Raw genomic sequence first — 25,539 nt, 5'->3', positions numbered from 1 at the left:
CCGGCGCGGGCGCCCGGGGGCGGAGGGCCGTTAGCCGAGCCGCAGATGGTGCAGCAGGAGCAGCCCGGCCGCCATGTTGGCGGCCGGGACCTCGCCCCGCGCGATCATGTCCGGCACGAGCTTGAGCGGGACCCACTCGCGCCGCGAGGACTCGAAGTCGTCCTCCGGGTGGCCGACGTACGTGGCCCCCTCCGCCCAGTAGAGGTGGTGGCGGGCGTCGGTCAGCCCGTTGGACGGCTCCACCGTCATCAGGTGGTGCAGCCGTCCCGGGCGCCAGCCCGACTCCTCCTCCATCTCCCGCGCGGCCGCCGTCTCGACGGCCTCGCCGTCCTCGACCACCCCGGCGGGCAGTTCCCAGCCCCAGCTGTCGGTGATGAACCGGTGCCGCCACAGCAGCAGCACCTCGTTGGCCTCGTTGACGGCCGTGGCCACGGCCACCGGGCGCAGCCGGATCACGAAGTGGTCCAGGTGCCGGCCGTCGGGGAGTTCCACGTCCGCGAGGTTCACATCGAACCATCGGTTCTTGTACACCGTCTGCTCACTCAGGTTCGTCCACTGCACGGTTGTGCCACCTTTCGCATCCGTCGGTGGCAACATGGCAGCAGTTCCTGCTGTCACAGGGGAACGCGCAGCGCCCCGTCGATGAGCTGTGCGGTCTCTTCCGCGGCCGCGTAACCGCTGGTCAGCAGCTGTTCCCGGACCGCTCGCAGCCGGTCCCGCAGCCGTAGCGACTCCATCCCCTTGGCCCTTTCGGCCATTTCGGCCGCCGAGGCCACCGCCCGGTCCGCCTCGCCCTGGCGCAGCTGGATCTCGCACAGCATCGCGAGCCGGTGCACCCTCCCCCGGTCGTGCGCGGGGGTCCCCACGGCCTCCGTGGCCTGGGCGTGCGCCGCGTCCAGGTCCCCCAGGCTCAGCAGCGCCTCCGCCACCTGTACGTTGACCAGTCCGGGCTGTACGTAGCCGGTCTCGGCGGGCTCCACGCCCGGCCGGATCCGGTCGGCGGCCGCCTCCGCGCTGCGGATGCAGGCCAACGCGGCCGCCGGGTCGCCGAGTTGGGCGTAGGCCTTGGCCTGCATCGCGTACAGGTCCGCGGCCAGCGCCGGGGTGGTGTGCCGTCCGGCGGCGCGCAGCGCGGCCTCCGCGAAGGCGACGGCCTGGCGGTACTCGCGCAGGTGCAGCGACTGGTTGACCAGCAGGGCGATCACGTACGCACCGAGCCCCCGGTCCCCGCTGGCCTTGGCGAGGCGCAGCGCCTGGTGGAAGTAGCGCTGGGCGAGCCCGTGGGCGTCGGAGTCGTACGCGCAGATCCCGGCGACCGCCACCAGGGACCCGGTGGCCCGGTGCAGGAGGCGGCCGACCTCGTCCGGGTAGCTGCCGCGGAGCATCGGGGCGGTCTCGCTGCCGAGGAAGCGGACGATCCGGGCGCGGGTCGCCATCCCGCCGGTCCGCCGGTACATCAGCTCGTAGTGCGCGCGGGCCGCCCGCAGGATCTCGATGTGCTCGGGCCCGATCCGGTACGGGCCGGAGCGGGACACGTCGGTGTCCTCCGGCGGGTTCTCCCATTCCCACACCGGGATCACGGCCGGGGTGCCGGTGACCGCCTCGGCGGTGAGCAGCGCGGGCCGGCCCAGCTCGTCGGAACGCCACAGGGCGGTGGCGCGGTCGACGAAGCCGCCGATCCGGGTCGTGTGCGGGCTGTGCTGTCCGGGGATCCCGAGCCCGATGTCCTCCAGTGCGACGGGCCGTTGCAGGCGCCCGCCGAGCACTTCGCAGATCAGGTCGGGCACTTGGCCGCGGGGGCGCTGCCCCTTCAGCCAGCGGGAGACCGCGGTGTGCTCGTAGCGCAGCGCGAGTCCGCGCGACCGGCCCGCCTGGTTGACGTGCGCGGCGAGTCCTGCGTGGGACATGCCCGCCTCGGCGAGGAGGGCGTCGAGCAGGGCGTTGGGCTGCATGGGCCCCTCCAAGGGCTCGTCGGATCCAGGCTAGTGGTTCGGGGCCCCGCCCGGGGTGCGGTGCGCTCGATTCACACGGGGTGTGAAGCAAGTACGCGCATAAATGCGATGCGCACCCTGCCGCGGAGGGGCCCCGCGGGGTTTCACTTAAGAGCCTCGCCAAGGAGGCCGCTCGGGTCGTCGGCTCCCCCTCGTACAGTGCGACGACCCGGCACCGCGCCGCCCGACCTGCTGTCTGCCCGACACTCCATGGCAGGCGGGCGGCGCACCACGGCTCCTCCGGGGCCCGGTTGGTCGCCGGGCGCCCGCCAGGAGCCGGGCCGCACCCGCACCGGGCCCGTCCACCGGCCCGGTGCGGAGTGGCTCCGCCGGACGCGCGGGGACGGCCGGACCGGTGCAGGGCCGGTCCGGCTCCGCCGCCGGCCCGCACCCGGCCGGACCGCGGGCGGAGCGGCCCGTCAGGGGCGCCCGCCCCGGCCGCCCCGGTCGTTGCGGAGCACCAGCAGGGTCACGTCGTCCGTGAGGCGCCCCCTGGTGTGGCGCAGCAGTGCGGCGTGCACGCCCGCGACCAGCCGCGCGGGCGTGGGCGCCGGCGCCTGTGCGAGGACGCCCCGCAGCGGGAAGAAGCGGCCCCGGCGGTCCCGGGCGTCCTCGGCGCCGTCGGTGTACAGCACGAGGGCCTCGCCGGGGCCGAGTTTCCCGCAGGGCACGGATCTGAGGTCCGGCGGCAGGGGCAGCACCCCGAGCGGCGGCAGCGTCTCGCCGCCCGCGAGCGGCCGTACCGTGCGCGCCGGCGGGCCCTGCGGGCCCGTCGGGACGGACGCGGGCGCCGGGTCGAGGCGGTAGGGCCAGGGGTGGCCGCAGTTCAGGGCCTGGACCGAACCGTCCGCCGCGATCTGGAGCAGCAGCACCGTCACGAACTCCTCCGCCACCGGGGACCGCGGCCCTTGCGGGCGGGCCGACGGGGGCTCGGCGCGGGCACGTTCGCGCAGGTGCCGCTCCAGGGAGCGCTCCATCCGGCGCAGGACCCCGGCCGGATCGGGCTCGTCGTGGGCCGCCTCCCGGAAGGAGCCCAGCACCGCGGCGGCCGCCCCGAGGGCCGCGAGACCGTGGCCCCGTACGTCCCCGATCACCACCCGCACCCCGTACGCCGTGGTCACCGCTTCGTACAGGTCCCCGCCCACGGCCGCGCCCCGGCTCGCCGACAGCTGGGCCGCCGCGACCGCCAGGCCGTCCACCCGCCCCGGCAGCGGTCTCAGCAGGACCCGCTGCGTGGCCCCGGCGATCTCCCGCGAGCGGCGCAGCTCGGCCACCAGCCCGTGCCGCACGTGCAGCGCGCAGCCCGTGGCGAGGAGCAGGAAGGCCGCGCAGGTGGTGAGGCTCGGTCCCGGCCGCCCGGGGAAGGACGGCGGCTCCCAGGGCGCCGGGGCGCCGCCCCGGGCGAGGACGCACACCCGGCGCACCCGGGGCATCTCGCGCGTGATCATCCGTAGGACCCTCCCCCTCCGGCTCGACGGCCGGAACGATTGTGTCGACCTCCTGACGTACCGGACACGCGTCACCGTTCTTCTCACCCTAATGAGTGAGGGGCCCCTCCGGTGATCCGGAAGGGCCCCTCACGCGGGTTCTGCGGCGGGGCGCTACGCGCCGCGCAGCACCGCCCCGGTGCGCTCGCCGGCCAGGGCCACCGCCGCGTCGCGCGCGGCCGTGGACTCCTCGGCGGTCAGCGTGCGGTCGGTCGCGCGGAAGCGCAGCGCGTACGCGAGGGACTTCTTGCCCCCGCCCACCTGCTCACCGGTGAACACGTCGAACAGCCGCAGGGACTCCAGCAGTTCGCCGGCCCCCTCGCGCAGGGCGCTCTCCACCTCGGACGCCGGGACCGACGCGTCGACGATCAGCGCCACGTCCTGGGTCGCCACCGGGAAGGAGGAGATCCGGGGCGCCTGGAGGGCCTCGCCGCCGGCCGCCGCGAGACGGTCCAGGTCGAGCTCCATGGCGCTGGTACGGGCGGGCAGGCCCATCGCCTTGACCACGCGGGGGTGCAGCTCACCGGCGTGGCCGATGACCGTCTCGACGCCGTTCAGGACGACGGCCAGCTCGGCGCAGCGGCCCGGGTGCCAGGGGCCGTACTGGCCCTGGCGTACCACCAGCTCGGCACCGGCCTCCACGGCCAGCGCGCGGGCGGCCTGGACCGCGTCGGCCCAGTCCGCCGGACGGCCCTTGCCCCACCAGCCGGCCTGCTCGCGGGCCCCGGCCAGCACGACCGCGGCGTGCCGCGGCTGCGCGGGCAGGGCCGCGTTCAGGGTGGCGATCTCCTCGTCCGTGGGACGACGGTCCACGGGCAGGCGCACGGCGACGCCCGGCCGGTCCCCGGCGAGGAAGACCGAGCCCGTCTCGAAGAGCGCGAGGTCGTGGCTGCCCCGGCTGTCGTTGCGGCGCAGCGCGCCGAGCAGACCCGGCAGCAGCGTGGTGCGCAGCGCCGGCTCCTCGTCGGAGATCGGGTTGACCAGCTTGACGACCCGGCGGGCGGCGTCGTCCGCCGGCAGCTGGAGCTGGTCGAGGACGGCCTCGCCGAGGAACGGGTAGCTCAGCGCCTCGACGTAGCCGGAGCCGGCCAGCGCGCGGCCGGCCCGGCGGTGCAGCTGCTGCCGGGCGGTCAGGCCGCGGCCGGAGGGCACCTGCGGGAGGGTGGAGGGGAGGTTCCCGTAGCCCTCCAGGCGGATGACCTCCTCGGCGAGGTCGTTGGGCTCGGCGAGGTCGGGACGCCACGAGGGGACGGTCACGACGAGCTCGTCCTGGCCGTAGACGTCGCAGCCGACCTCCTGGAGGCGGCGCACGACGGTCTCGCGGCCGTAGTCCATGCCCGCGACCCGGTCCGGGTGGTCGGCGCGCATCGCGATGGAGCGCGGTGCGCCCGGGGCGGTCAGCTCGGTGACCCCGGCCTCGGCGGTGCCGCCCGCGAGCAGCACGAGCAGGTCGACGGTCCGCTGCGCGGCCGCGGCGGCGGCCTGCGGGTCGACGCCCCGCTCGAAGCGCTTGGAGGCCTCGGAGGAGAGCTTCAGGCGGCGTGCGGTGCGCGAGATCGACACGGAGTCGAAGTGCGCGGCCTCGACGACCACGTCGGTGGTGCCGGTGACGGTGCCCGTCTCCGGGTCGGTGACGGAGTCGGCGATCTCGGTGTTGGCGCCGCCCATGACACCGGCGAGCCCGATGGGGCCGCTGTTGTCGGTGATCACCAGGTCCTCGGCGTCGAGCGTGCGCTTGACCCCGTCGAGGGTGGTGAACTTCTCGCCCTGCTCGGCACGCCGGACACCGATGGCGCCGTCGAGGCGCGAGCGGTCGTAGGCGTGCAGCGGCTGGCCGAGTTCGAGCATCACGTAGTTGGTGACGTCGACGGCGAGCGAGATCGGGCGCATGCCCGCCTTCTGGAGGCGGCGCGTGAGCCAGATCGGGGACCGGGCCTCGGGGTCGAGGCCGGTCACGGTGCGGGCGGTGAAACGGTCGCAGCCGGCCGGGTCGTCGATCTTGACCAGGTAGCCGTACGAGTTCGGCGCGGGCACGTCGAGCAGCGCCGGGTCGCGCAGCGGCAGGCCGTAGGCGGTGGCGGCCTCGCGGGCCACGCCGCGCATGGACATGCAGTAGCCGCGGTCCGGGGTGATGTCGATGTCGAGGACCTCGTCGACGAGCTGGAGCAGCTCGATCGCGTCGGTGCCGACCTCGTGCTCCGGCGGCAGCACGATGATGCCGTGCGTGCCGTCGTCGCCCATGCCCAGCTCGTCGCCGGAGCAGATCATGCCGTGCGAGGTGCGGCCGTAGGTCTTGCGCGAGGCGATCGCGAAGTCCCCGGGCAGGACGGCGCCGGGCAGGACCACGACGACCTTGTCGCCGACGGAGAAGTTCCGGGCGCCGCAGACGATCTCCTGCGGCTCGCCGGTGCCGTTGGCGGCGCCGACGTCGACCGTGCAGAAGCGGATCGGCTTGCGGAAGCCCTCCAGCTCCTCGATGGTCAGCACCTGGCCGACGACGAGCGGACCCTTGAGCCCGGCGCCGAGCTGCTCGACGGTCTCGACCTCCAGGCCGGCGTCGACGAGCTTGGCCGCCACGTCACGGCCGGTCTCACCTGCGGGGAGGTCGACGTACTCCCGCAGCCACGAAAGCGGGACCCGCATCAGATCTCCATCCCGAAGGGCCGGGTGAAACGAACGTCACCCTCGACCATGTCTCGCATGTCTTCAACGTTGTGACGGAACATCAGCATCCGCTCGATGCCGAAGCCGAAGGCGAACCCGCTGTACTTCTCCGGGTCCACACCGCAGGCGGTCAGCACCTTGGGGTTGACCATGCCGCAGCCGCCGAGCTCGATCCAGCCCTCGCTGGAGCAGGTGCGGCAGGGGCGGTCGGGGTTGCCCACCGAGGCGCCGCGGCACACGTAGCACTGCATGTCCATCTCGGCGGACGGCTCGGTGAAGGGGAAGAAGTGCGGGCGCAGGCGCGTGGTGGTGCCCTCGCCGAACAGCTCCTGGACCATGTGGTCCATGGTGCCCTTGAGGTCCGCCATGGTCAGGCCCTCGTCCACGGCGAGCAGCTCGACCTGGTGGAAGACGGGCGTGTGCGTCGCGTCGAGCTCGTCGGTGCGGTAGACCCGCCCCGGGCAGACGATGTAGACGGGGGGCTTGCGCTCCAGCAGCGAGCGCGCCTGCACCGGGGAGGTGTGGGTGCGCAGCACGACGCCGGACTCGTCGCCCTCGGTGCCCTCGGGCCCCTGGACGAAGAACGTGTCCTGCATCTGGCGCGCCGGGTGGTCGGGCGTGAAGTTGAGGGCGTCGAAGTTGAACCACTCCGCCTCGACCTCGGGGCCTTCCGCGACCTCGTAGCCCATGGCCACGAAGATGTCCGCGATGCGGTCCATCAGCGTGGTCAGGGGGTGGCGGGCGCCGGCGGGCACGCGGTCGTAGGGCAGCGTGACGTCCACCGCCTCCTCGACCAGCACCCGCTCGTCGCGCTCGGCTTCGAGCGCCACGGTGCGGGCCCCGAAGGCCTTGTTCACGGCGCCGCGGGCCTGTCCGACGCGCTTGCCCGCCTCGGCCTTGGCCTGGGGCGGCAGGGCGCCGATCTCCCGGTTGGCGAGCGCCAGGGGCGAGCGGTCGCCCATGTGCGCGGTCTTCGCCTCGCGGAGCTCGTCGAGGTCGCCGGCGGACGCGAAGGCGGCGAGCGCCTCGTCCCGCATGCGCTCGATCTCTTCCGGTTTCAGTGCCTCGACCTCGACAGGGTCGTACGACTTGTTCGGTGCCGACATCTCTTCCCGTACTTCCGATGGCTGGCTGGTGGGTCCCCGTACGGCACGATCAGACCGATCGACACAGAGACACAAAGGTGCCAAAGGACGATTCTAAGGGCCGTCGGGGGTGGAGGAGCCCGTGGGCCGCCTGGCGAGACGCTCCGCAGGGTTACTGCGTGAGGTAGGCCGGTGCGCTCACGGGCAGGATAAATCGGAACTCGGCCCCGCCGCCGGGGCCGCGGCCGACGGTGATCGTGCCGCCGTGGGCCTCCACGATGCCCTTGACGATGTACAGGCCCAGGCCGGTGCCGCCGCGCTTGCTCCCCCGCCAGAAGCGGGTGAAGACGCGGCCCATCGATTCCTCGGGGATCCCGGGGCCTTCGTCGGTCACGGTGACGGCGGTTCCCTTCTCGTGCGGCGCCACGTCGATGGTGACCGTTCCGTCACCGTGGCGCACCGCATTTTCGAGGAGGTTGCCGAGGATCTGGTCGATCTTGTCCGGGTCGGCCCAGCAGTCGGGCAGCGGGCGGCTGACGCGTACGAGGAACCGTTCGGGGGCCTGGCCGTTCGCGGTGAGCGCCTGGACGTGGCGGCCGACGGCGGCGGCGAGGTCGACCGGCTGGCGGCGCACCTCCAGGCGGCCGGAGTCGATGCGGGAGATGTCGAGCAGCTCGGCGATCAGCCGGGTGACGCGGTTGGCGTCGGCGTCGACGGTCTCCAGCATCAGCCGCTTCTGGTCGTCGGTGAACCGCTCCCACTTGGCCAGCAGGGTCGCCGTGAAGCCCTTCACCGAGGTCAGCGGGGAGCGGAGCTCGTGCGCGACGGTGGCGATCAGCTCGGCGTGGCTGCGTTCGGTGCGGCGGCGGGCCTCGGTGCCGCGCAGGGTGACCACGAGGCGGCACAGCGGGCCGGTGGGGTGGCTGCGGACGTAGTGGGCGGAGACGAGCACCTCGCGGCCGCCGGGCAGGAGCAGGTTGCGCTCGGGCTGGCCGCGGCGGGTGGCGAGGCCGCCGTAGGGGTCGGTCAGGGCCCACCAGCGGCGGCCTTCGAGGTCTTCGAGCGGCAGCGCGCGGTCGATGCGGGCGCCGAGGGCCTGCCCGGGGTCGGTGGCGGTCATCCGGGCGGCGGCCCGGTTGAAACAGATCACCCGCCCGGCGTGGTCGGCGACGACGAGCCCGTCGGGCAACTCATCGGGGTCCATCCCGAACCCGTTCCCCGCGGGGGCATCGCCGAGGGGCCCCGGCCCGGCGAACGGGGATCCCGGGGCGGAGCCGTCCGGGGCGGAGCCGTCCGGGGCGGAGCCGTCCGGGGCGGAGCCGTCCGGGGCGGGGCCACCGGGGACGGGCGACGGGCCGGTGGTGGCGCTTGCGGCGGTCGGGCCGCCCGGGGCGGAGCCGCCGGGGACGGGCGACGGGCCTGTGGTGACGGCCGACGGGCCCGGGCCGTGGGACGGGCCGGGTGTGCGGGCCGAGGGGGCGGCGGAAGCCCGGGAGGCCGCCTGGGGCGGTACGCCGCGGAGGGTGTCGCCGGCGGGTGCGGATCCCGCGGGCCCGGGGGCGTCCCGCAGCCGCTCCTCGGCCGCGCCCGCGGCCTCCGGCGAGCTGTTCGTACCGACGGTCATTTCCCCGTACCCCACATCTCCGAGTAGCGCAGTGGGCCCCCCGGGCGGCCACACTACTAGCTGGGGGTCACGGAGCGGCACCCTCCGGGCGCCCGCTGTGCACGCGCGGACGCGTACAGGCACACGGCGGCGGCCGTCGCGAGGTTCAGGCTCTCCGCCTTGCCGTGGATCGGGACCCGTACGACGGCGTCCGCGAGCGCCCGCGTCTCCTCGGGCAGGCCCCAGGCCTCGTTGCCGAAGACCCAGGCCGAGGGGGTGCCCATGGTGCCCGCGTCCAGCTCGGAGTCGAGGTCGTCCGTACCGGCCCCGTCGGCCGCGAGGATCCGTACGCCCGCCGCCCGCAGCCCCTCCACCGCCTGCTCCACCGGGACGCCGACGGCCACCGGGAGGTGGAAGAGGGAGCCCACGGAGGCCCGTACGGACTTCGGGTTGTACAGGTCGACGGAGGCGTCGGTCAGCACCACCGCGTCGGCGCCCGCGGCGTCCGCGCAGCGCAGCACCGTGCCGGCGTTGCCGGGGTCGCGGACGTGCGCGAGGACGGCCACCAGGCGGGGGCGCGCCTTGAGGATCTCCTCGAAGGGGGAGTCGAGGAAGTGGCAGACACCCACCAGGCCCTGCGGGGTGACCGTCTGCGAGACCTCGGCCAGCACCTCGTCGGAGGCGTAGTGCACGCGCGCGCCGGCCAGCAGGGCGGCCTCGACGATGTCCGCGTAGCGCTCGGCGGCCTCGACCGTGGCGAACAGCTCGATCAGGGTCGCGCCCTGGGACCCACGGTGCTCGACGGCCTCGCGGACCGCCTGCGGTCCCTCGGCGATGAACCGGCGCTCCTTGGTGCGGAAGTTGCGCCGCGCCAGGCGCCTGGCGGCGGCCACCCGCGGGGATCGGGGGGAGATCAGCTCGTCGGGGTAACCCATGGTGTCTGCGGTTCTCTCTGGGGGTTCCGGGGGCGGGCGGGGCGAAAGCACACGGACCCGCAGGCGAATCGCCTGCGGGTCCGTGGGGGCCGGCCGCGTGGAGCGGGCCGGCTAGCCCTTAGGCAGCGGCCTTGGGGGCGTTGACGTCGGCCGGAAGCGCCTTCTGGGCAACCTCGACGAGCGCGGCGAAGGCGTTGGCGTCGTTGACGGCCAGCTCCGCGAGGATCTTGCGGTCCACCTCGATGTTGGCGGCCTTCAGACCCTGGATGAGGCGGTTGTACGTCATGCCGTTCTGGCGGGCAGCGGCGTTGATGCGCTGGATCCACAGCTGACGGAAGTCGCCCTTGCGCTTCTTGCGGTCGTTGAAGTTGTAGACCAGCGAGTGGGTGACCTGCTCCTTGGCCTTGCGGTACAGGCGCGAACGCTGACCGCGGTAGCCGGAGGCCGCCTCGAGGATCGCCCGGCGCTTCTTGTGGGCGTTTACTGCCCGCTTGACGCGTGCCACTTTTTAACTCCTTGTAGCGGGGCCGTGGATGACTTCACACGGCCCGAATTCGATGGGGTCCCGGTCTTGACGTCCGTCCGCTCCCGACGGGGGGAGCGGAGGGCGTCAGATGCCGAGAAGCTTCTTGATCTTCGCGGCGTCGCCGGGGGCCATCTCCGCGTTGCCGGTGAGGCGACGGGTGACACGGGACGACTTGTGCTCGAGCAGGTGGCGCTTGCCGGCGCGCTCGCGGAGCACCTTGCCGGAGCCGGTGACCTTGAAGCGCTTCTTGGTACCGCTGTGCGTCTTGTTCTTCGGCATGGCGCCGTTATCTCCTCGTCGGTGGCGCTCCCACCGGCCCCTGGGGGCCGGCTGGCGGGAGCGTCATGTTGTGTCGGTGATCCGAGACGGGCTGCCCCGGAATCAGGCCTCGGCGTTCGCCTCGTCGGCGGCGGCCTCGGTGACCTCAGCGGCCTCAGCGGCCTCGGTGGTCTCCGCCTCGACCGGGGCGGCCTCCTCGGAAGGAGCCTCCTCGTCGGTGGCGGCGACACCCTGGCGCTCGGCCTTGCGGGCGGCCTGCGCCTCGCGGGCTTCGGCCATCGCCTCGGTCTTCTTCTTGTGCGGACCGAGGACCATGATCATGTTGCGGCCGTCCTGCTTCGGGTTCGACTCGATGAACCCGAGGTCCTCGACGTCCGAAGCGAGGCGCTGGAGCAGGCGGTAGCCGAGCTCCGGTCGCGACTGCTCGCGACCACGGAACATGATCGTGATCTTGACCTTGTCGCCCTGCTTGAGGAACCGAACGACGTGACCCTTCTTGGTGTCATAGTCGTGCGGGTCGATCTTCGGCCGGAGCTTCATTTCCTTGATGACCGTGTGCGCCTGGTTCTTGCGCGCCTCACGGGCCTTCATGGCCGACTCGTACTTGAACTTGCCGTAGTCCATGAGCTTGCAGACCGGCGGGCGTGCGGACGCCGCGACCTCGACCAGGTCGAGGTCGTACTCCTGCGCCAGCTCAAGCGCCTTGGCAAGCGGCACGATGCCGACCTGCTCGCCGCTGGGACCGACGAGTCGTACCTCGGGAACGCGAATCCGGTCGTTGATGCGGGGCTCGGTGCTGATGGATCCTCCTCGGTAGCACCACACGACTGTCTGGCAGACAGCCGCTGACGTCATTTGTCGTCAGACCTACCGCGGCGGAGAATGAAAAATGCCCCGCCGGGCACAGGCAGGGGCTCCAACACAACCGGAGCACCGTCGCGTGCGAACCGCGGGGCGCAGACTCGGGCAGCTTTCCATCGTCCGTACGGAACGATGGATGCCACCTGACCGGATGACCCGCCTCCCCGGAGGGTGGTCGGGTGGGAGATCGGAGCCTCCACTTGTGGGCCGGGCACACAGGTGTCCGGCCGGTCGAAGTACATACTAGCACCCGCGTTGCAAGCCCGCCGCACGGCATATCGTGGGACGCATGACTGAAGCGACGCCCTCCGATTCCCCCTCCTCCGCCCCGGACGCTCCCGACTACGACGACATGACCCGCGACATCGCGGACGTGCCCGCCGTCGAGGTCATCACCACGGTGGCCGTCCACCTGCTGAGCGCCGCCGCGGTCAACCTGGGTCTGGACAAGCCCGACTCCGAGCACAAGGACCTCGACGAGGCCCGCAAGCTGATCACCGCCCTGGCCGGTCTGGTCACCGCCAGCGCCACCGAGATCAGCTCCTTCCACGCGGCGCCGCTGCGCGACGGCCTGAAGTCGCTCCAGCTCGCCTTCCGCGAGGCCTCCCTCGTCCAGGACGAGCCGGGCCAGGGTCCGGGCGAGAAGTTCACGGGTCCGGTCTACGCCTGACCGGTCCGGTACGCAGACGAGAGGGGCGCCCGCCGGTGGTCGGCGGGCGCCCCTCTCGTCTGCGTGCGTACGCGCGTACGCGCGTCAGCGCGTGAAGAGCGGTTCGTCCGGCGGGAGCGGGGCGTCGGCCGGGAGCAGGGCCAGGTTCAGGCCCCGGACCAGGCGGGCCCGGAGGGTCTCGTCGGCCGCGAGCGCCTCGGCGATCCGCCGGGCCGCCGGGGCCGGATCCGCGTCGGCCGCGAGCAGTACGGCGAGGGTCCCGTCGGCGCCGGAGCCGCCCGCGACCAGGTACGCCCGGAGCACGGCCGGCTCCGCCCCGACCGCCACTCGTACGGCCTCCCGTACCGCCGGTGCGGCCAGCGGGTCAGCGTCCGTGCGGCCCTCGGCGAGCGCGAGCAGCGCCGGGCCGGTCAGCTGGTAGGGGACGGGGCCCGCCAGGTCGAGGACGATCGTGTCGGCCTTCTCGTGCGCGGCGGCGGCCAGGGCCTGGTGCAGCGGGACGGCGACGGGCCGGGCGGCGGGGTCCCACAGGGCCAGCGAGGCGATCGAGGTGAAGGCGGGCAGGGCCCGCCGGCCGCCCGCGGTCAGGGTCGGCACGGCCATGTCGCTGGTCTTCTCGCGCTTGAGGCCGGTCTCCGGGTCCGTCTCGACCTCGCCGAGCATGGCAACGACGGGCACCAGCAGGCGGGCCTCCTTGAGGGCCGCGAGCAGCTGCGGTTCGGCCGCGCGGTCGGCGGCCCAGGCGGCGAGGGCCGCGCTCAGCCGGGGATCGGCGGTGCCGTCGTCGTCGGAGAAACCGGGGTCTGGAATGTTCTTGGTGGCCACAGTTACCCGACCCTATCCCGGCGGGCGGCACGGGGACGCCGGGCCAGTACGCCGGCCAGCACCAGCAGCACCGCTCCCCCGGCGGCGGCCGCCCCGGCGCCGAGCCGGGCGCGCCGCTCCGGCGGCCGCACGGGGTCGGGGCCCGCGCCGAAGTACTGCCGACCGGCCGCGACAGGCGCCGGGGCGGCCGGTTCGGGGCGCAGCCCGTCGGCGGCCTGGATCGCGGCGACGGGGTCCACGGTGCCGCGGCCTCGGGAGTCGTCGCGGCCGCCGGCCGGGCGGTCGGTGGCGGTGTCCTCCAGCAGCTTCTTGATCTGCGCCGGGGAGAGGCCGGGGTGGGCCGCCTTGACCAGGGCGACGGCGCCGGAGACGAAGGCGGCGGCGGCGCTGGTGCCCCAGCCCTCGTAGTAGGCCCGGTCGGGGTCGGCGATGACCACGTCGACGCCGGGGGCGCTGACGCTGGCGTACCAGTGGCGGGTGGAGAAGGCGGCCTTGTGGCCCTGGCGGTCGACGGCGGCGACGGCGATCACCCCGGGGTAGGCGGCGGGGTAGGAGGTGTGGTCGCCGCGTTCGCCGCCGTTGCCCGAGGAGGCGACGACGACCACGCCCTTGCCGAGGGCGTACTGGACGGCCTCGTCCTCCGCCGCCTCGTGGTGGGCGGTGTCGCTGTCGTCGCCGAGCGACAGGTTGATCACGTCGGCGCCGTGGTCGGCGGCCCAGCGGATGCCCTCGGCGAGGGCGCCGGACTTGCTGTCGCGGGCCTGGGCGCGGCCCGGGTCGCCCTCCTCCAGGATCACCCGGACCGGGAGGATCCGTGCGTGGGGGGCGATCCCGAGGACGCCCTGGGAGCGGTCGGGGCCGTGGCCGTGGCCGGCGATGATGCTCGCCATCGCCGTGCCGTGCCGGGCCCAGGCGCGGTCGCCGCGGCCGGCGCCCATGCCGACGAGGTCGGTGCCGCCCTGGACCTGGCCGGTCAGGTCGGGGTGGGTGGCGTCGACGCCGGTGTCGAGGACGGCCACGGTGACCCCGTCGCCCTGGGTGGTGCCCCAGGCCTCCTCGGCGCGCAGGGCCAGCAGGCCCCACTGGCGGTCGCGGATGGTGTCGGCGGCGGCCGGGGGTGCGGCGACCGCGGTGAACAGGGCGGCCAGGGCGATCGCGCTGGTGGTGGCTGCGGCTCGGCGGGCTGCGGTCATCGGCGGGGCTCCGGGCGCGGGGTGTGCGTGGGGGCGGGCGGGGCCGCGAGCGCGCCGAGGGCGCGGCCGACCCGGTCGGCCACGGCCTGGGCCGCGTGGCCCAGGCCCGCTTCGGCGACCGTTCCGGTGGCACCCTGGCGGGCCGCGTCCCCGGCCGGGAGCGGTGCGTCCATGGTGCGGCCGTCGGCGAAGGCGGAGACCGCGTAGACCACGGCCGGGGCCTGGTCGGTGACGGTCGCCGTCCAGGCGGCGCGGCGGGAGTCGGCGTACTCGTAGGCGGGCGGGGCGGGCAGGCGGCCCCGCAGGCCGGCCATCGTGGTGGCGTCGGCGGGGGTGAAGACCAGGCCCACGGTGACGAGGGAGCTGCGGGTGGCGTCGGTGTAGGTGGCGCGGAGCACGCGGGAGCAGCCGGCCGCGGTGAGCGCGGCGCGCCACTCGGGGGTGAGGGCGGCGGCGCAGTCGGCGTCGGGTGCCAGTGCGATCCGGGTCCAGCTGCGGTCGGCGCCGCCGGGGCCGGTGTCGGGGGCGGCGAGTACGGGCGGCAGGAGGCGGTCCACGGGGGCCGAGTGCCAGAGCGAGGCGGCCGCGCGGTAGGAGGCGTCGGGGGGCACGGGGCGGTGCGCGGCGCGGTGTTCGTTCCAGGCGGTGGTGGCGGCGCCGGCGAGGAGGCCGGTGCCGAGGAGGGCGCTGAGGGTGGCGGCGAGGATCCTGCCGGGGTGGCGGCGGGGGGCCGGGGGCGGGGGCGGTCCGTGCTCGCCCAGGACCGCGGTCCCTGGTGTCGACGTGGTCATCCGGCGGCTCCGCCCCCCGTTCCGTACGGCTGCCTGCCCGTACTCTACGGGGCGGTCGCCGCTGCCCCGGCCGGGCCGCTGCCCCGGCCGGGCGGGGCCGGGGGTGGCCGGGGTCGGCGCGATTCCACCCCGGCCAGGTGAAATCCGGCCCCGCCGGCGATTGAGGCGCGGGGGGGCCGGGGGCGGAGCCCCCGGGGGTTGCGTACCCCTACCCACCGGTACACCCGTCTGGCAAGCTGCCGCCCATGACTTCCGACCGGGCTCGGTACGACCGGGCGACCGCGCATCTCGACGCGCCCCTGGCCATCGTGGACCTCGACGCCTTCGACGCCAACGCCGACGACCTCGTGCGGCGGGCGGGTGGCAAGCCGGTGCGGGTGGCCAGCAAGTCGGTGCGGTGCAGGGCGCTGCTCGAACGGGTGCTGGAGCGGCCCGGGTTCGCCGGGATCATGTCGTACACGCTCGCCGAGTCGCTGTGGCTGGCCCGGTCCGGGTTCGAGGACGTGCTGCTCGCCTATCCGTCGGCGGACCGGGCGGGTTTCGGGGAGCTGGCGCACGACGCGAAGCTGGCGGCCGCCGTCACGGTGATGGTGGACGATCCCGCGCAGCTGGACCTGATCGAGGGGGCGCGGGGCGGGGGCGCGGAGGAGGTCCGGGTCTGCCTGGAGCTGGACACGGCCCTGCACCTGCTCGGGGGCCGGTTCCGGGTGGGGGCGCGGCGCTCGCCGCTGCGGGAGCCCGGTCAGCTGGCCGCGCTGGCGCGGGCGGTGCAGGAGCGGCCCGGGTTCCGGGTGGTGGGGCTGATGGCCTACGAGGGCCACATCGCCGGGGTCGGGGACGACCTGGCCGGCCGGCCGTTGCGTTCGCGGGTGATCCGGCTGATGCAGGCGACGGCCCGCCGGGAGTTGGCCGAGCGCCGGGCCGAGGCGGTGCGGGCGGTGCGGGCGGTGGTGCCGGACCTGGAGTTCGTCAACGGCGGCGGCACCGGCAGCGTGGCGGAGACGGCGGCCGAGGACGCGGTGACGGAGATCGCCGCGGGGTCGGGGCTGTACGTGCCGCGGCTGTTCGACAACTACACCTCGTTCCGCGGGCGGCCCGCGGCGCTGTTCGCGCAGCCGGTGGTGCGCAGGCCCGGGGTGGGTGCGGTGACCGTGCTGGGCGGGGGCTATCCGGCCTCGGGGGCGGCGGGCGCCGACCGGCTGCCGGTGCCGTACCTGCCCGCGGGGCTGCGCTACGACCCCCAGGAGGGGGCGGGCGAGGTGCAGACGCCGCTGCTGGGGAGCGCGGCCGACGACCTGCTGATCGGCGACCGGGTGTGGTTCCGGCACGCGAAGGCCGGTGAACTGTGCGAGCGCTTCGACACGTTGCACCTGGTCGAGGGCGACCGGGTGACGGCCACCGCCCCGACGTACCGGGGCGAGGGCCGCACGTTCCTCTAGTGCCGTGACCCGGTGAACCCTTCCGGTCAGGGCACTAGTTCTGGAAGACGCTGTCCGTCTGGTCGGGGATGACGCTCGTGTCGCCCCGGCGGACGGGTCCGGCCGTGCCGTCGTGGTCGGTGTAGCCGGTGGTGGAGCACGGGTAGGGGCTGGTCTTCTGCTTCTTGGGCTCGATGAACATCGGGTTCACGATCCACTTGCCGTCGCTGTTGTCGTACGCGCGGCACATCAGCTCGTTCTTGTTGCGGTTGACGACCAGGCGCAGGGCGGTCGCGTCGCGCAGGAAGGAGATGTCGGTGTCGGAGTCGCCGGCGGCGAAGACCTGGCGGCGGGAGGCGGGCTGGACCTTCTCGGCGGCCGGGCCGCGTACGCCGAAGACCGCCTTGTTGATCCAGCAGCGCTTGCCGTCGATGTAGGTGATCATCGTGTCGGCGCCGTCCTTGACGGAGCCGCAGCCCTGGAGGTGGGCGGTCAGCTTGCCGTTGCGGGTGGTGTTGCGGATGCCGATGACGTGGTCGGCCTTGACGCCGACGCCCTGGGCCCAGACCTCGACGACGGGCTGGGGGGAGGCGGAGCTGATCCACACGTCGAAGCCGGCCTTCTGGAGGCCCTTGACGAGGTCCCGCTGCTGGTCGTAGTAGCGGACCCAGCCGGTGGCGGTGGTGGTGCCGACCTGCTGCTTGGTGCCGACGGGCGCGGCGAGGTTCTCGGTGCGGGCGGCGGCGGCGAAGCCGCGGACCTCGCTCGCGGTCCAGCCCTGCGTCAGCTGCGGCAGCCAGGCGTAGGCGGGTTCGATCGTACGGTGGTCCCAGCCGGCGAAGGCGGCGGCGCCGGTGCGGGTGGCGGCGGTGCCGTAGACGGCGTTCAGCTCGTCGGCGCAGGGCGCGCCCGCGGGGGTGCCGGTGGGCAGCGGGGCGCCGGGGCGGGCGAGGGGGCCGCAGGCGGTGGCCAGGGCCTGTGCGGCGGCCGGGGTGAGGTAGCGGCTGGTGGTGGTCCAGTCGCCGCCGGCGGGCTGGCGGATCTTGCCGTTGCGCAGCAGCCAGAACATGGTGGCGTCGCCGACGTCGTTCTTGACGACGGTGTTGTCCCAGTCGAAGACGGCGACGGGCTTCTCGCGGCCGGGGCGGTACGGGTTGCAGCTGCCGTACCGGTCGATGAGCTGCTGGAGGCGGGCCTGGTTGTCGCCGTACCAGCCGGCCGCGAGCTTCGGGGTGGTGCAGTGCGCGCCGGGCCGGGCGGCCTGGGCGGCGGGGGCGGCCGCGACGAGGGTGCCGGCGGCTATCGCGGCGGCGGCGACGGCTGCGGCCTGGAGCCGCCGGGTGGGGCTGAGTCGGGTCACTGGGATGGTCGCTCCTGATTCCGATGAAGATCGTCGGGGACGGTAGAGCACGACAGCCGGGCGTCGTGCGACGCCCGGCTGTCGTGGGGGTGGTGCGGAGGTGAACGTTTAGAGAGGAGTCACGTACGCGCCGGAGATGCCGCCGTCGACGAGGAAGTCGGTGGCGTTGATGAAGGAGGAGTCGTCGCTGGCGAGGAAGGCCACGGCGGCGGCGATCTCGGTGGGCTCCGCGAAGCGGCCGAGGGGGATGTGGACGAGGCGGCGGGCGGCCCGCTCGGGGTCCTTGGCGAACAGTTCCTGGAGCAGGGGCGTGTTGACCGGCCCGGGGCACAGGGCGTTGACGCGGATGCCCTCGCGGGCGAACTGGACGCCGAGTTCGCGGGACATGGCCAGGACGCCGCCCTTGGAGGCGGTGTAGGAGATCTGGGAGGTGGCCGCGCCCATGATGGCCACGAAGGAGGCGGTGTTGATGATGGAGCCGCGGCCCTGGCGCTGCATGTAGGGCAGGGCGGCCTTGCAGCACAGGTAGACGGAGGTGAGGTTGACGTCCTGGACGCGGCGCCAGGCGTCGAGCCCGGTGGTGAGGATGGAGTCGTCGTCCGGGGGCGAGATGCCCGCGTTGTTGAAGGCGATGTCGACGGAGCCGTAGGTGTCGAAGGCCGTCTTGAAGAGGGCCTCGACCTGCTCCTGGTCGGTGACGTCGACCTGGACGAAGGTGCCGCCGACCTCTTCGGCGGCGGCCTTGCCGGCGGCCGGGTCGATGTCGGCGCAGACGACGTTGGCCCCTTCCGAGGCCAGGCGGCGGGCGGTGGCGAGGCCGATGCCGCTGCCGGCTCCGGTGATGACGGCGGTGCGGCCGACGAGGCGGCGGCAGATGATCTCTTCGTTCGACATGCTGGTCAGGCCTCCGTGCTGATGAAGACGTTCTTGGTCTCGGTGAAAGCGGTGAGGGCGTCCGGTCCGAGCTCGCGGCCGAGCCCGGACTGCTTGTAGCCGCCGAAGGGGGTCCAGTAACGGACGCTGGAGTGGGAGTTGACGGAGAGGTTGCCGGCCTGGACCGCGCGGGAGACGCGCAGGGCGCGGCCGAGGTCGCGGGTCCAGAGGGAGCCGGAGAGGCCGTACTCGGTCGCGTTGGCCAGGCGTACGGCGTCCTCCTCGTCCTCGAAGGGCAGGACGACGGCGACCGGCCCGAAGACCTCCTCGACGGCGACGGGCGCGGTGGGGGCGACGCCGGTCACGAGGGTGGGCGGGTACCAGAAGCCGGGGCCTTCGGGGGCCTTGCCCCGCAGGGTGGTGAGGTCGTCGGTGACGTATCCGCGCACGCGCTCCAGCTGGGTGCGGGAGATGAGCGGGCCCATCTGGGTCTTCTCGTCGAGCGGGTCTCCGACGGCGATGGACTCGATGGTGGGGGCGACGAGTTCGAGGAAGCGGTCGTAGGCGCTGCGCTGGACCAGGATCCGGGTGCGGGCGCAGCAGTCCTGGCCGGTGTTGTCGAGGTAGGCCATGGGGGCCGCGGCCGCGGCCGCCTCGATGTCGGCGTCGGCGAAGACGATGTTGGGGCTCTTGCCGCCGAGTTCGAGGGTGACCCGCTTCACCCGGTCGGCGCACTTGGACATGATCTGCTTGCCGACGCGGGTGGAGCCGGTGAAGACGATCTTCGCGACTCCGGGGTGCTCGACCAGGGCGTCCCCGGCGACCGCCCCGTGACCGGGGAGCACCTGGAAGAGGTGTTCGGGGATCCCGGCTTCGAGGGCGAGTTCGGCGAGGCGCAGGGCGGTGAGCGGGGTGGTCTCGGCGGGCTTGAGGATGACGGCGTTGCCCGCGGCGAGGGCGGGGGCCAGGCCCCAGGCGGCGATCGGCATGGGGAAGTTCCAGGGGGCGATCACGCCGATGACGCCGAGGGGTTCGAGGAAGGTGACGTCGATGCCGCCCGCGACGGGGATCTGCCGGCCGGAGAGGCGTTCCACTCCCCCTGCGGCGAATTCCAGCAGGTCGCGTACGTTGCCCGCTTCCCAGCGGGCGTTGCCGATGGTGTGGCCCGCCTCGCGGACCTCCAGCCGTGCCAGTTCCTCCAGGTGTCCGTCGACGGCCGCCGCGAAGCGGCGCAGAAGTCTGGCCCGGTCGGCGGGGGCGAGTGCCGCCCATCCCCGCTGGGCCGCGGCGGCCCGTCCGACGGCCGCGTCGACGTCGTCCCGTGTGGCGGCCGGGACGGTGGCGACGAGTTCCTCGGTGGCCGGGTTCAGGACTTCCAACACGTCGGACAACGTGGTGCCTCTCTGGTGTGCGGTGCGGTGGGTGGACGGGGGCTCTACAGGCGTTCGAAGGAGCGGCGCAGTTCCCAGTCGGTGACGGCGGAGTCGTAGGCGTCGAGTTCGACGCGGGCCATGTTGCGGTAGTGGGCGACGACTTCGGGACCGAAGGCCGCCTTGGCGATCTCGCTGTTCTCCCAGAGCTCCGCCGCCTCGCGCAAGGTGGCCGGGACGTGGGCGTAGTCGGCGGTGTAGGCGTTGCCGGCGCAGGCCTCGGGGAGTTCCAGGCGGTTCTCGATGCCGTAGAGGCCCGCCGCGACCAGGCCGGCGACGGCGAGGTAGGGGTTGACGTCGCCGCCGGGGAGGCGGTTCTCGAAGCGGGTGGAGCGGCCGTGGCCGACCACGCGCAGGGCGCAGGTGCGGTTGTCGAGGCCCCAGGCGACGGCGGTGGGGGCGAAGGATCCGGGGCGGAAACGCTTGTACGAATTGATGTTGGGGGCGTAGAGAAGGGAGAAGTCGCGCAGGGCGGCGAGCTGGCCGGCCAGGAAGTGGCGCATCACGGGCGACATGCCGTGCGGGCCGTCGCCGGCCATGGCGTTGTTGCCGTCGGCGTCACCGAGTGAGAGGTGGATGTGACAGGAGTTGCCCTCGCGCTCGTCGTACTTGGCCATGAAGGTGAGCGAGACGCCCTCCTGGGCGGCGATCTCCTTGGCGCCGGTCTTGTAGACGGCGTGCTGGTCGCAGGTGGTGAGCGCCTCGTCGTAGCGGAAGGCGATCTCGTGCTGCCCGAGGTTGCACTCGCCCTTGGCGGACTCCACGACCAGCCCGGCGGCCTGCATCTCGTTGCGGATGCGGCGCAGCAGGGGTTCGACGCGGCCGGTGCCGAGGACGGAGTAGTCGATGTTGTACTGGTTGGCGGGGGTCAGGCCGCGGTAGTTGGCGTTCCAGGCCGCCTCGTAGGTGTCCTGGAAGACCATGAACTCCAGCTCGGTGCCGACCATCGCCGTGTAGCCGTGTTCGGCGAGGCGTTCCAGCTGGCGGCGCAGGATCTGGCGGGGGGCGGCGACGACCGGCGAGCCGTCGTTCCAGGCGAGGTCGGCGAGGACGAAGGCGCTGCCGGGGTTCCAGGGGACGCGGCGCAGGGTGGCGAGGTCGGGGTGCATGGCGAAGTCGCCGTAGCCGCGGTCCCAGGAGGACATCTCGTAGCCGTCGACGGTGTTCATGTCGGTGTCGACGGCGAGGAGGTAGTTGCAGCCCTCGGTGCCGTGGGCGAGGACCTCGTCGAGGAAGAACTGTGCGGCGAACCGCTTGCCCTGGAGGCGCCCCTGCATGTCGGGGAAGGCCAGGACGACGGTGTCGATCTCACCGCTCGCTACGAGGGCGCGGAGCTCCTCGGGCGCGAGCGGGGGCTTGCGGTCTACCACTGGAATCTCTCCTTCGGTGAGCCGAGGGGGCCTAAGGTATTGAATAGAACCATTGCTTGGGAAGGGGAGGAGCCGAGATGACCGACACGGCGGGTGAGGGTGGCGCGATCGCGCGGCTGAATCCCGTACTGCGACAGGTGCGGGCGGGCAACGGTTTCGAGGAGGCCCTGGAGCAGATCCTCCAGGTGGTCCGGCTGGGTCTGGTGCCGGGCGGGGAACGGCTGCCGCCGGAGCGCGAGTTGGCGGAGCGCATGGGGATCAGCCGGGTCACCCTGCGCGAGGTGCTGAAGGTGCTCCAGGACCAGGGCCTGGTGGAGGCCCGGCGCGGCCGGTACGGGGGGACGTTCGTGCTGTCCCGGCCCGACACCCCGGCCGGCGGGGCCGAGGAGGAGCTGCGGCGCCGGGTGGCGGGGGTCGACATCGAGGACGTCCTGCGCTTCCGTGAGGTGCTGGAGGTGGGCGCGGCCGGTCTGTGCGCCTCCCACGGGCTGACCGAGGAGGGCACCGAACGGCTGCTGCGCGCGCTGACCGCCACCCATGACGCGACCCTGCCCGACTACCGCCGCCAGGACACCCTCTTCCACCTCACCCTGAGCGAACTCGCCGGCTCCGCCTCCCTGACGGCCCAGTACGCGGCCGTCCGGGCCACCGTGAACGACCTGCTCGACTGCATCCCGCTGCTGGTGCGCAACCTCGAACACTCGCAGCAGCAGCACACGGCCCTGGTGGAGGCGGTGCTGGAGCGGGACGCCGAGGGGGCGCGGGCGGTGATGCGCGAGCACTGCTGCGGGACGGCGGCCCTGCTGCGCGGCTTCCTGGCCTGAGCGGCCGGGCGGCACGAGCGGCACGAGCGGCCCGATCGGTGGGGCGGAAGAGGTTTTCGTAACCGCTGTTTAACGCAGGGGTCTTGCGCCCGCCATACCCAGGACGCAAAGGTACGCCTCACAACCATTGCATTGCCCTAGGCAGGAGCGCACATGGCCGACGACACCGCACCCGTATCCGCACCGCCCTCCCCCGGGGACGCGGACGCCGAGTACCTCCAGCGCCGCACCCTGCGCCGCGGCAGCGCCGGCTGGCTGCTGCTGACCGGCCTCGGCGTCGCCTACGTGGTCTCCGGGGACTACTCCGGCTGGAACGTGGGCCTGGACAAGGGCGGCTTCGGCGGCCTGGCCATCGCCACCGTGCTCATGGGCGCCATGTACGCCTGCCTGGTCTTCTCCCTCGCCGAGCTGTCGACCATCCTGCCCACGGCGGGCGGCGGCTACGGCTTCGCCCGCCGCGCGCTGGGCCCCTGGGGCGGGTTCCTGACCGGCACGGCCATCCTCATCGAGTACATCCTGGCGCCCGCCGCGATCGTCATCTTCATCGGCGACTACGTCGAGTCCCTGGGCCTGTTCGGGCTCACCTCCAGCTGGCCCGTCTACCTCGGCTGCTTCGTGATCTTCATCGGCGTGCACCTGTGGGGCGTGGGCGAGGCCCTGCGCTTCAGCCTGGTCGTCACCGCCATAGCGGTGGCCGCACTGCTGATCTTCGCGTTCGGCGCACTCTCGGACTTCGACGCCGGCGCGCTGGACAACATCCCGGCGGACCCGCAGGCCTTCGGCTCCAGCTCCTGGCTCCCCTTCGGCGTCCTCGGCATCTGGGCCGCGTTCCCCTTCGGCATGTGGTTCTTCCTGGGCGTCGAGGGCGTCCCGCTCGCCGCCGAGGAGGCCAAGGACCCGGTCCGGTCCATGCCCAGGGCCCTGGCCATCTCCATGGGCATCCTCGCCCTGCTCGCCCTGATCACCTTCTTCGCCGCCACCGGCGCCCAGGGCGCGGACGCGGTCAAGTCCGCCGGCAACCCCCTCGTCGTGGCGCTGGAGGGGGACGGCGGGCCCACGGCCCTCAGCCGCTTCGTCAACTACGCCGGCCTCGCGGGGCTGGTCGCCTCCTTCTTCTCCCTCATCTACGCCGGCTCCCGCCAGCTGTTCGCCCTCTCCCGGGCCGGCTACCTCCCCCGCTTCCTCTCCCTCACCTCGAAGCGCAAGGCCCCCTACCTCGGCCTGGTGATCCCGGGCGCGATCGGCTTCGCCCTCGCGGCGGCCACCGGCAACGGCGCGCGGATGCTGAACATCGCCGTCTTCGGCGCGACCATCTCCTACGCCCTGATGGCCCTCTCCCACATCGTGCTGCGCCGCCGCGAGCCCGGCCTGGAGCGGCCCTACCGCACCCCCGGCGGGGTGCTGACCTCGTCCGTCGCCTTCGTCCTCGCCCTGTCGGCGCTGGTCGCCACCTTCCTGGTCGACCAGGACGCCGCGTTCATCGCGCTCGGCGTGTACGCCGTCGCCCTCGCGTACTTCGCCTTCTACAGCCGCCGCCACCTCGTCGCCTCGGCTCCGGAGGAGGAGTTCGCCGCGCTGGCCGAAGCCGAGGCGGAGTTGACCCGCGACTGAAATCCTGATCCCCGCACCGCTGTCCAGTACCACCCTGGAGGTATCACCGTGCCCAGGCCGCTCATCGGCATCAGCACCTACGTGGAGGCGTCCACCCGCTACGGCGTGTGGGACCTGCCCACGTCCCTCGTCCCGTCCGGGTACTACGAGCTCGTCCAGGCGGCGGGCGGCGCGGCCGTCCTGCTGCCGCCGGACGAACCCGAGCGGGCGGCGGAGGTGCTGGGCCGGCTCGACGGTCTGATCATCTCCGGCGGCCCGGACGTGGACCCCGTCCGCTACGGGGCCGTGCGCGACCCCCGTACGGGCGCCCCCGCGACCGTGCGCGACGAGTGGGAGCTGGCGCTGATCGGGGCGGCCCTCGAAGCGGACCTCCCGCTGCTGGGCATCTGCCGGGGCATGCAGGCCCTCAACGTGGCCCTGGGCGGAACGCTCGTCCAGCACATCGACGGACACGTCCACACCCCGGGCGTCACCTCCTGGCACCCGGTCAGGCCCGTCGCGGGCACCCGGTACGCGGAGCTGGTCCCGGAGGTGGCGGAGGTGCCGACGTACCACCACCAGGCGGTGGAGCAGCTCGGGCGCGGCCTGGTCGTCTCGGCGTACGCGGAGGACGGCACGGTGGAGGCCATCGAGGACCCCGACCGCTCGAAGTGGGTCGTCGGCGTCCAGTGGCACCCGGAGCGGGACAAGGACACCCGGGTGATGGCGGACCTGATCGAGGCGGCCGCCGCCCGCCGGGCGGTCCCGGTCGCCCGTCAGGCGGTCCCGGTCTCCTGAGGACCGGGCCCCGGCGCCTTCCCCCCGGCGCCGGGGCCCTTCCGCGTCCGGGGCCGGGGGGCGCACCGCCCGAATGGCCGGGGCCGGGGGGCGCACCGCCCGAATGGCCGGGGCCGGGCCGGGCGGGCACGCTGGAACCATGCGGACCGAGGCGCACGGCACGGCCCCCGGCCCGGCGTCCGGGATCCTGGAGAACCCGGTCGTCGGGATGGCGCCGTGGATCATCTTCTCGCTGCTGGTCGGCCCGGGACGGTTCGAGATCGCGGTCGGGATCGCCCTGGCCTCGGCCGTGGCCCTGGTCGTGCTGGGGCGGGTCGTCCACCGGGGCAGCTCGTGGAAGCTGCTCGAAGTGGCCGACGTGGTGTTCTTCGCGGCCATGGCGGTGGTCGGCGCCCTCGCGAGCGCGGGCACGCTGCGCTGGCTGGAGACGTACGCGGGCGAGGTCGCGAACCTCACCTTGACGGTGATCGCCTTCGGCTCGATGGCCGTAGGGATGCCCTTCACGCTGCAGTACGCGCGGGAGCAGGTCGACCCCTCGCTCTGGCACTCGCCCGCCTTCCTGCGGACCAACTACGTGATCACCGGGGTGTGGGGGCTGGCCTTCCTGGTGGCGGCCCTCGCTGGCGCCTACGGGGACCTGGTGCTGCACAACCCGAACAACATCTGGACGGGGTGGATCATCCAGATCCTCGCGATCGTCGCGGCGCTGCGGTTCACCGCCTGGTACCCGGGGGTGGTCCGCGCCCGCGCACGCGGCGAGGCCGCGCCGGGCGGGGCCTCGCTGCTGCTGCCCCTGGCGGGCCTGCTGGTGCCGATCGGGATCGCGGTGCTGGTGTTCGACGGCGGCCTCTGGTGGCTGGGCGTGGCCCTGATCGTCGTCGGCGGGCTGCTCACGAAGGCCCTCCGGGCCCGGACCGAACCGGACCCCGCCCGTCCCGCCGGTCCCCCGCTCGGCTGAGGACGGCC

At 73.6% G+C, this 25,539-nt stretch carries 23 protein-coding genes; 6 read left to right on the top strand and 17 right to left on the bottom strand.

What is annotated here, in order from left to right; translation table 11 throughout:
- Positions 1 to 30: 30 nt before the first annotated feature.
- The 10 genes from SLAV_RS29470 to infC all read right to left on the bottom strand — a co-directional run bounded on the left by SLAV_RS29470 (position 31) and on the right by infC (position 11,395).
- Positions 31 to 561, bottom strand: a complete 531-nt coding sequence (locus SLAV_RS29470) for an NUDIX hydrolase (protein ID WP_030233733.1) — start codon at positions 559 to 561, stop codon at positions 31 to 33.
- Positions 562 to 614: 53 nt separating this feature from the next.
- Positions 615 to 1,952, bottom strand: coding sequence for an NsdA family TPR-like regulatory protein (locus tag SLAV_RS29465; RefSeq protein ID WP_030233731.1), 1,338 nt, complete (start codon positions 1,950 to 1,952; stop codon positions 615 to 617).
- A gap of 458 nt (positions 1,953 to 2,410) precedes the next feature.
- Complete coding sequence (locus SLAV_RS29460; protein ID WP_051841143.1) at positions 2,411 to 3,439, bottom strand: PP2C family protein-serine/threonine phosphatase; 1,029 nt, start codon at positions 3,437 to 3,439, stop codon at positions 2,411 to 2,413.
- Between the two features lie 153 nt (positions 3,440 to 3,592).
- A complete protein-coding gene (pheT, locus tag SLAV_RS29455; protein WP_030233725.1) occupies positions 3,593 to 6,121 on the bottom strand; it encodes a phenylalanine--tRNA ligase subunit beta in 2,529 nt (842 codons plus the stop codon).
- A complete protein-coding gene (gene pheS / locus SLAV_RS29450) occupies positions 6,121 to 7,248 on the bottom strand; it encodes a phenylalanine--tRNA ligase subunit alpha (protein WP_030233724.1) in 1,128 nt (375 codons plus the stop codon). Before pheS ends, pheT begins: the two co-directional genes overlap by 1 nt.
- A 151-nt stretch (positions 7,249 to 7,399) precedes the next feature.
- Positions 7,400 to 8,431: a sensor histidine kinase gene (locus SLAV_RS29445; protein WP_063760328.1), complete on the bottom strand. Its 1,032-nt coding sequence runs from the start codon at positions 8,429 to 8,431 to the stop codon at positions 7,400 to 7,402.
- 476 nt (positions 8,432 to 8,907) lie between these two features.
- A complete protein-coding gene (locus SLAV_RS29440; RefSeq protein WP_030233719.1) occupies positions 8,908 to 9,765 on the bottom strand; it encodes a TrmH family RNA methyltransferase in 858 nt (285 codons plus the stop codon).
- Between the two features lie 118 nt (positions 9,766 to 9,883).
- A complete protein-coding gene (rplT, locus tag SLAV_RS29435) occupies positions 9,884 to 10,270 on the bottom strand; it encodes a 50S ribosomal protein L20 (RefSeq protein WP_007263143.1) in 387 nt (128 codons plus the stop codon).
- Positions 10,271 to 10,375: 105 nt separating this feature from the next.
- Positions 10,376 to 10,570, bottom strand: a complete 195-nt coding sequence (rpmI, locus tag SLAV_RS29430; RefSeq protein WP_030012385.1) for a 50S ribosomal protein L35 — start codon at positions 10,568 to 10,570, stop codon at positions 10,376 to 10,378.
- A gap of 102 nt (positions 10,571 to 10,672) precedes the next feature.
- On the bottom strand, positions 10,673 to 11,395 hold the full coding sequence (gene infC / locus SLAV_RS29425) for a translation initiation factor IF-3 (RefSeq protein WP_037687754.1): 723 nt from the start codon (positions 11,393 to 11,395) through the stop codon (positions 10,673 to 10,675).
- 325 nt (positions 11,396 to 11,720) lie between these two features.
- On the opposite strand from infC, the gene SLAV_RS29420 reads away from it, so the two are divergent.
- A complete protein-coding gene (locus SLAV_RS29420; protein WP_030233712.1) occupies positions 11,721 to 12,101 on the top strand; it encodes a DUF1844 domain-containing protein in 381 nt (126 codons plus the stop codon).
- Positions 12,102 to 12,185: 84 nt separating this feature from the next.
- Here the strand turns inward: SLAV_RS29420 and SLAV_RS29415 are convergent, their stop codons facing one another.
- Genes SLAV_RS29415 through SLAV_RS29405 form a run of 3 tightly spaced genes read right to left on the bottom strand, consistent with a single transcriptional unit; the run spans position 12,186 to position 14,910 of the window.
- Complete coding sequence (locus SLAV_RS29415; RefSeq protein ID WP_030233709.1) at positions 12,186 to 12,926, bottom strand: SseB family protein; 741 nt, start codon at positions 12,924 to 12,926, stop codon at positions 12,186 to 12,188.
- Between the two features lie 2 nt (positions 12,927 to 12,928).
- Positions 12,929 to 14,119: a type VII secretion-associated serine protease mycosin gene (mycP, locus tag SLAV_RS29410; RefSeq protein ID WP_030233706.1), complete on the bottom strand. Its 1,191-nt coding sequence runs from the start codon at positions 14,117 to 14,119 to the stop codon at positions 12,929 to 12,931.
- On the bottom strand, positions 14,116 to 14,910 hold the full coding sequence (locus SLAV_RS29405) for a hypothetical protein (protein ID WP_051841142.1): 795 nt from the start codon (positions 14,908 to 14,910) through the stop codon (positions 14,116 to 14,118). Before SLAV_RS29405 ends, mycP begins: the two co-directional genes overlap by 4 nt.
- 245 nt (positions 14,911 to 15,155) lie before the next feature.
- On the opposite strand from SLAV_RS29405, the gene SLAV_RS29400 reads away from it, so the two are divergent.
- Entirely contained in the window at positions 15,156 to 16,349 is a 1,194-nt protein-coding gene (locus SLAV_RS29400) for an amino acid deaminase/aldolase (protein WP_030233702.1), read from the top strand.
- Between the two features lie 34 nt (positions 16,350 to 16,383).
- Here the strand turns inward: SLAV_RS29400 and SLAV_RS29395 are convergent, their stop codons facing one another.
- From SLAV_RS29395 to SLAV_RS29380, 4 genes are all read right to left on the bottom strand, one after another.
- Entirely contained in the window at positions 16,384 to 17,688 is a 1,305-nt protein-coding gene (locus tag SLAV_RS29395) for a haloacid dehalogenase-like hydrolase (RefSeq protein WP_030233700.1), read from the bottom strand.
- A 108-nt stretch (positions 17,689 to 17,796) separates the two neighbouring features.
- Positions 17,797 to 18,582: a 3-oxoacyl-ACP reductase gene (locus SLAV_RS29390; RefSeq protein WP_030233697.1), complete on the bottom strand. Its 786-nt coding sequence runs from the start codon at positions 18,580 to 18,582 to the stop codon at positions 17,797 to 17,799.
- 5 nt (positions 18,583 to 18,587) lie between these two features.
- Positions 18,588 to 19,952: an aldehyde dehydrogenase family protein gene (locus SLAV_RS29385; RefSeq protein ID WP_030233694.1), complete on the bottom strand. Its 1,365-nt coding sequence runs from the start codon at positions 19,950 to 19,952 to the stop codon at positions 18,588 to 18,590.
- A 44-nt stretch (positions 19,953 to 19,996) separates the two neighbouring features.
- Positions 19,997 to 21,361, bottom strand: coding sequence for a glutamine synthetase family protein (locus SLAV_RS29380; RefSeq protein WP_030233691.1), 1,365 nt, complete (start codon positions 21,359 to 21,361; stop codon positions 19,997 to 19,999).
- 77 nt (positions 21,362 to 21,438) lie between these two features.
- Here SLAV_RS29380 and SLAV_RS29375 point away from each other — a divergent pair, with 77 nt between their 5' ends.
- The 4 genes from SLAV_RS29375 to SLAV_RS29360 all read left to right on the top strand — a co-directional run bounded on the left by SLAV_RS29375 (position 21,439) and on the right by SLAV_RS29360 (position 25,531).
- Positions 21,439 to 22,185, top strand: coding sequence for a FadR/GntR family transcriptional regulator (locus tag SLAV_RS29375; protein WP_030233689.1), 747 nt, complete (start codon positions 21,439 to 21,441; stop codon positions 22,183 to 22,185).
- 153 nt (positions 22,186 to 22,338) lie between these two features.
- The gene (eat, locus tag SLAV_RS29370; RefSeq protein ID WP_030233687.1) at positions 22,339 to 23,796 is read left to right on the top strand and encodes an ethanolamine permease; all 1,458 of its coding nucleotides are present in this window, start codon (positions 22,339 to 22,341) and stop codon (positions 23,794 to 23,796) included.
- 48 nt (positions 23,797 to 23,844) lie between these two features.
- Complete coding sequence (locus SLAV_RS29365; protein WP_030233685.1) at positions 23,845 to 24,573, top strand: gamma-glutamyl-gamma-aminobutyrate hydrolase family protein; 729 nt, start codon at positions 23,845 to 23,847, stop codon at positions 24,571 to 24,573.
- Between the two features lie 139 nt (positions 24,574 to 24,712).
- Positions 24,713 to 25,531 (top strand): hypothetical protein, encoded by an 819-nt coding sequence (locus SLAV_RS29360; protein WP_051841141.1) that lies wholly within the window; start codon positions 24,713 to 24,715, stop codon positions 25,529 to 25,531.
- Positions 25,532 to 25,539 lie beyond the last annotated feature (8 nt).

This window comes from Streptomyces lavendulae subsp. lavendulae (genome assembly GCF_002803845.1).
Lineage (GTDB): Bacteria > Actinomycetota > Actinomycetes > Streptomycetales > Streptomycetaceae > Streptomyces > Streptomyces lavendulae.
The sequence above is the reverse complement of the archived record's forward strand: the minus strand, read 5'-3'. Positions and strand labels throughout refer to the sequence as shown.

Excerpts from the sequence above, each read along its gene's own strand:
- SLAV_RS29465 (WP_030233731.1), bottom strand. The coding sequence starts at position 1,952 with ATGCAGCCCAACGCCCTGCTCGACGCCCTCCTCGCCGAGGCGGGCATG.
- SLAV_RS29460 (WP_051841143.1), bottom strand. The coding sequence starts at position 3,439 with ATGATCACGCGCGAGATGCCCCGGGTGCGCCGGGTGTGCGTCCTCGCC.
- pheT (WP_030233725.1), bottom strand. The coding sequence starts at position 6,121 with ATGCGGGTCCCGCTTTCGTGGCTGCGGGAGTACGTCGACCTCCCCGCA.
- pheS (WP_030233724.1), bottom strand. The coding sequence starts at position 7,248 with ATGTCGGCACCGAACAAGTCGTACGACCCTGTCGAGGTCGAGGCACTG.
- SLAV_RS29445 (WP_063760328.1), bottom strand. The coding sequence starts at position 8,431 with ATGGACCCCGATGAGTTGCCCGACGGGCTCGTCGTCGCCGACCACGCC.
- SLAV_RS29440 (WP_030233719.1), bottom strand. The coding sequence starts at position 9,765 with ATGGGTTACCCCGACGAGCTGATCTCCCCCCGATCCCCGCGGGTGGCC.
- rpmI (WP_030012385.1), bottom strand. The coding sequence starts at position 10,570 with ATGCCGAAGAACAAGACGCACAGCGGTACCAAGAAGCGCTTCAAGGTC.
- SLAV_RS29420 (WP_030233712.1), top strand. The coding sequence starts at position 11,721 with ATGACTGAAGCGACGCCCTCCGATTCCCCCTCCTCCGCCCCGGACGCT.
- mycP (WP_030233706.1), bottom strand. The coding sequence starts at position 14,119 with ATGACCGCAGCCCGCCGAGCCGCAGCCACCACCAGCGCGATCGCCCTG.
- SLAV_RS29405 (WP_051841142.1), bottom strand. The coding sequence starts at position 14,910 with ATGACCACGTCGACACCAGGGACCGCGGTCCTGGGCGAGCACGGACCG.
- SLAV_RS29400 (WP_030233702.1), top strand. The coding sequence starts at position 15,156 with ATGACTTCCGACCGGGCTCGGTACGACCGGGCGACCGCGCATCTCGAC.
- SLAV_RS29390 (WP_030233697.1), bottom strand. The coding sequence starts at position 18,582 with ATGTCGAACGAAGAGATCATCTGCCGCCGCCTCGTCGGCCGCACCGCC.
- SLAV_RS29375 (WP_030233689.1), top strand. The coding sequence starts at position 21,439 with ATGACCGACACGGCGGGTGAGGGTGGCGCGATCGCGCGGCTGAATCCC.
- eat (WP_030233687.1), top strand. The coding sequence starts at position 22,339 with ATGGCCGACGACACCGCACCCGTATCCGCACCGCCCTCCCCCGGGGAC.
- SLAV_RS29360 (WP_051841141.1), top strand. The coding sequence starts at position 24,713 with ATGCGGACCGAGGCGCACGGCACGGCCCCCGGCCCGGCGTCCGGGATC.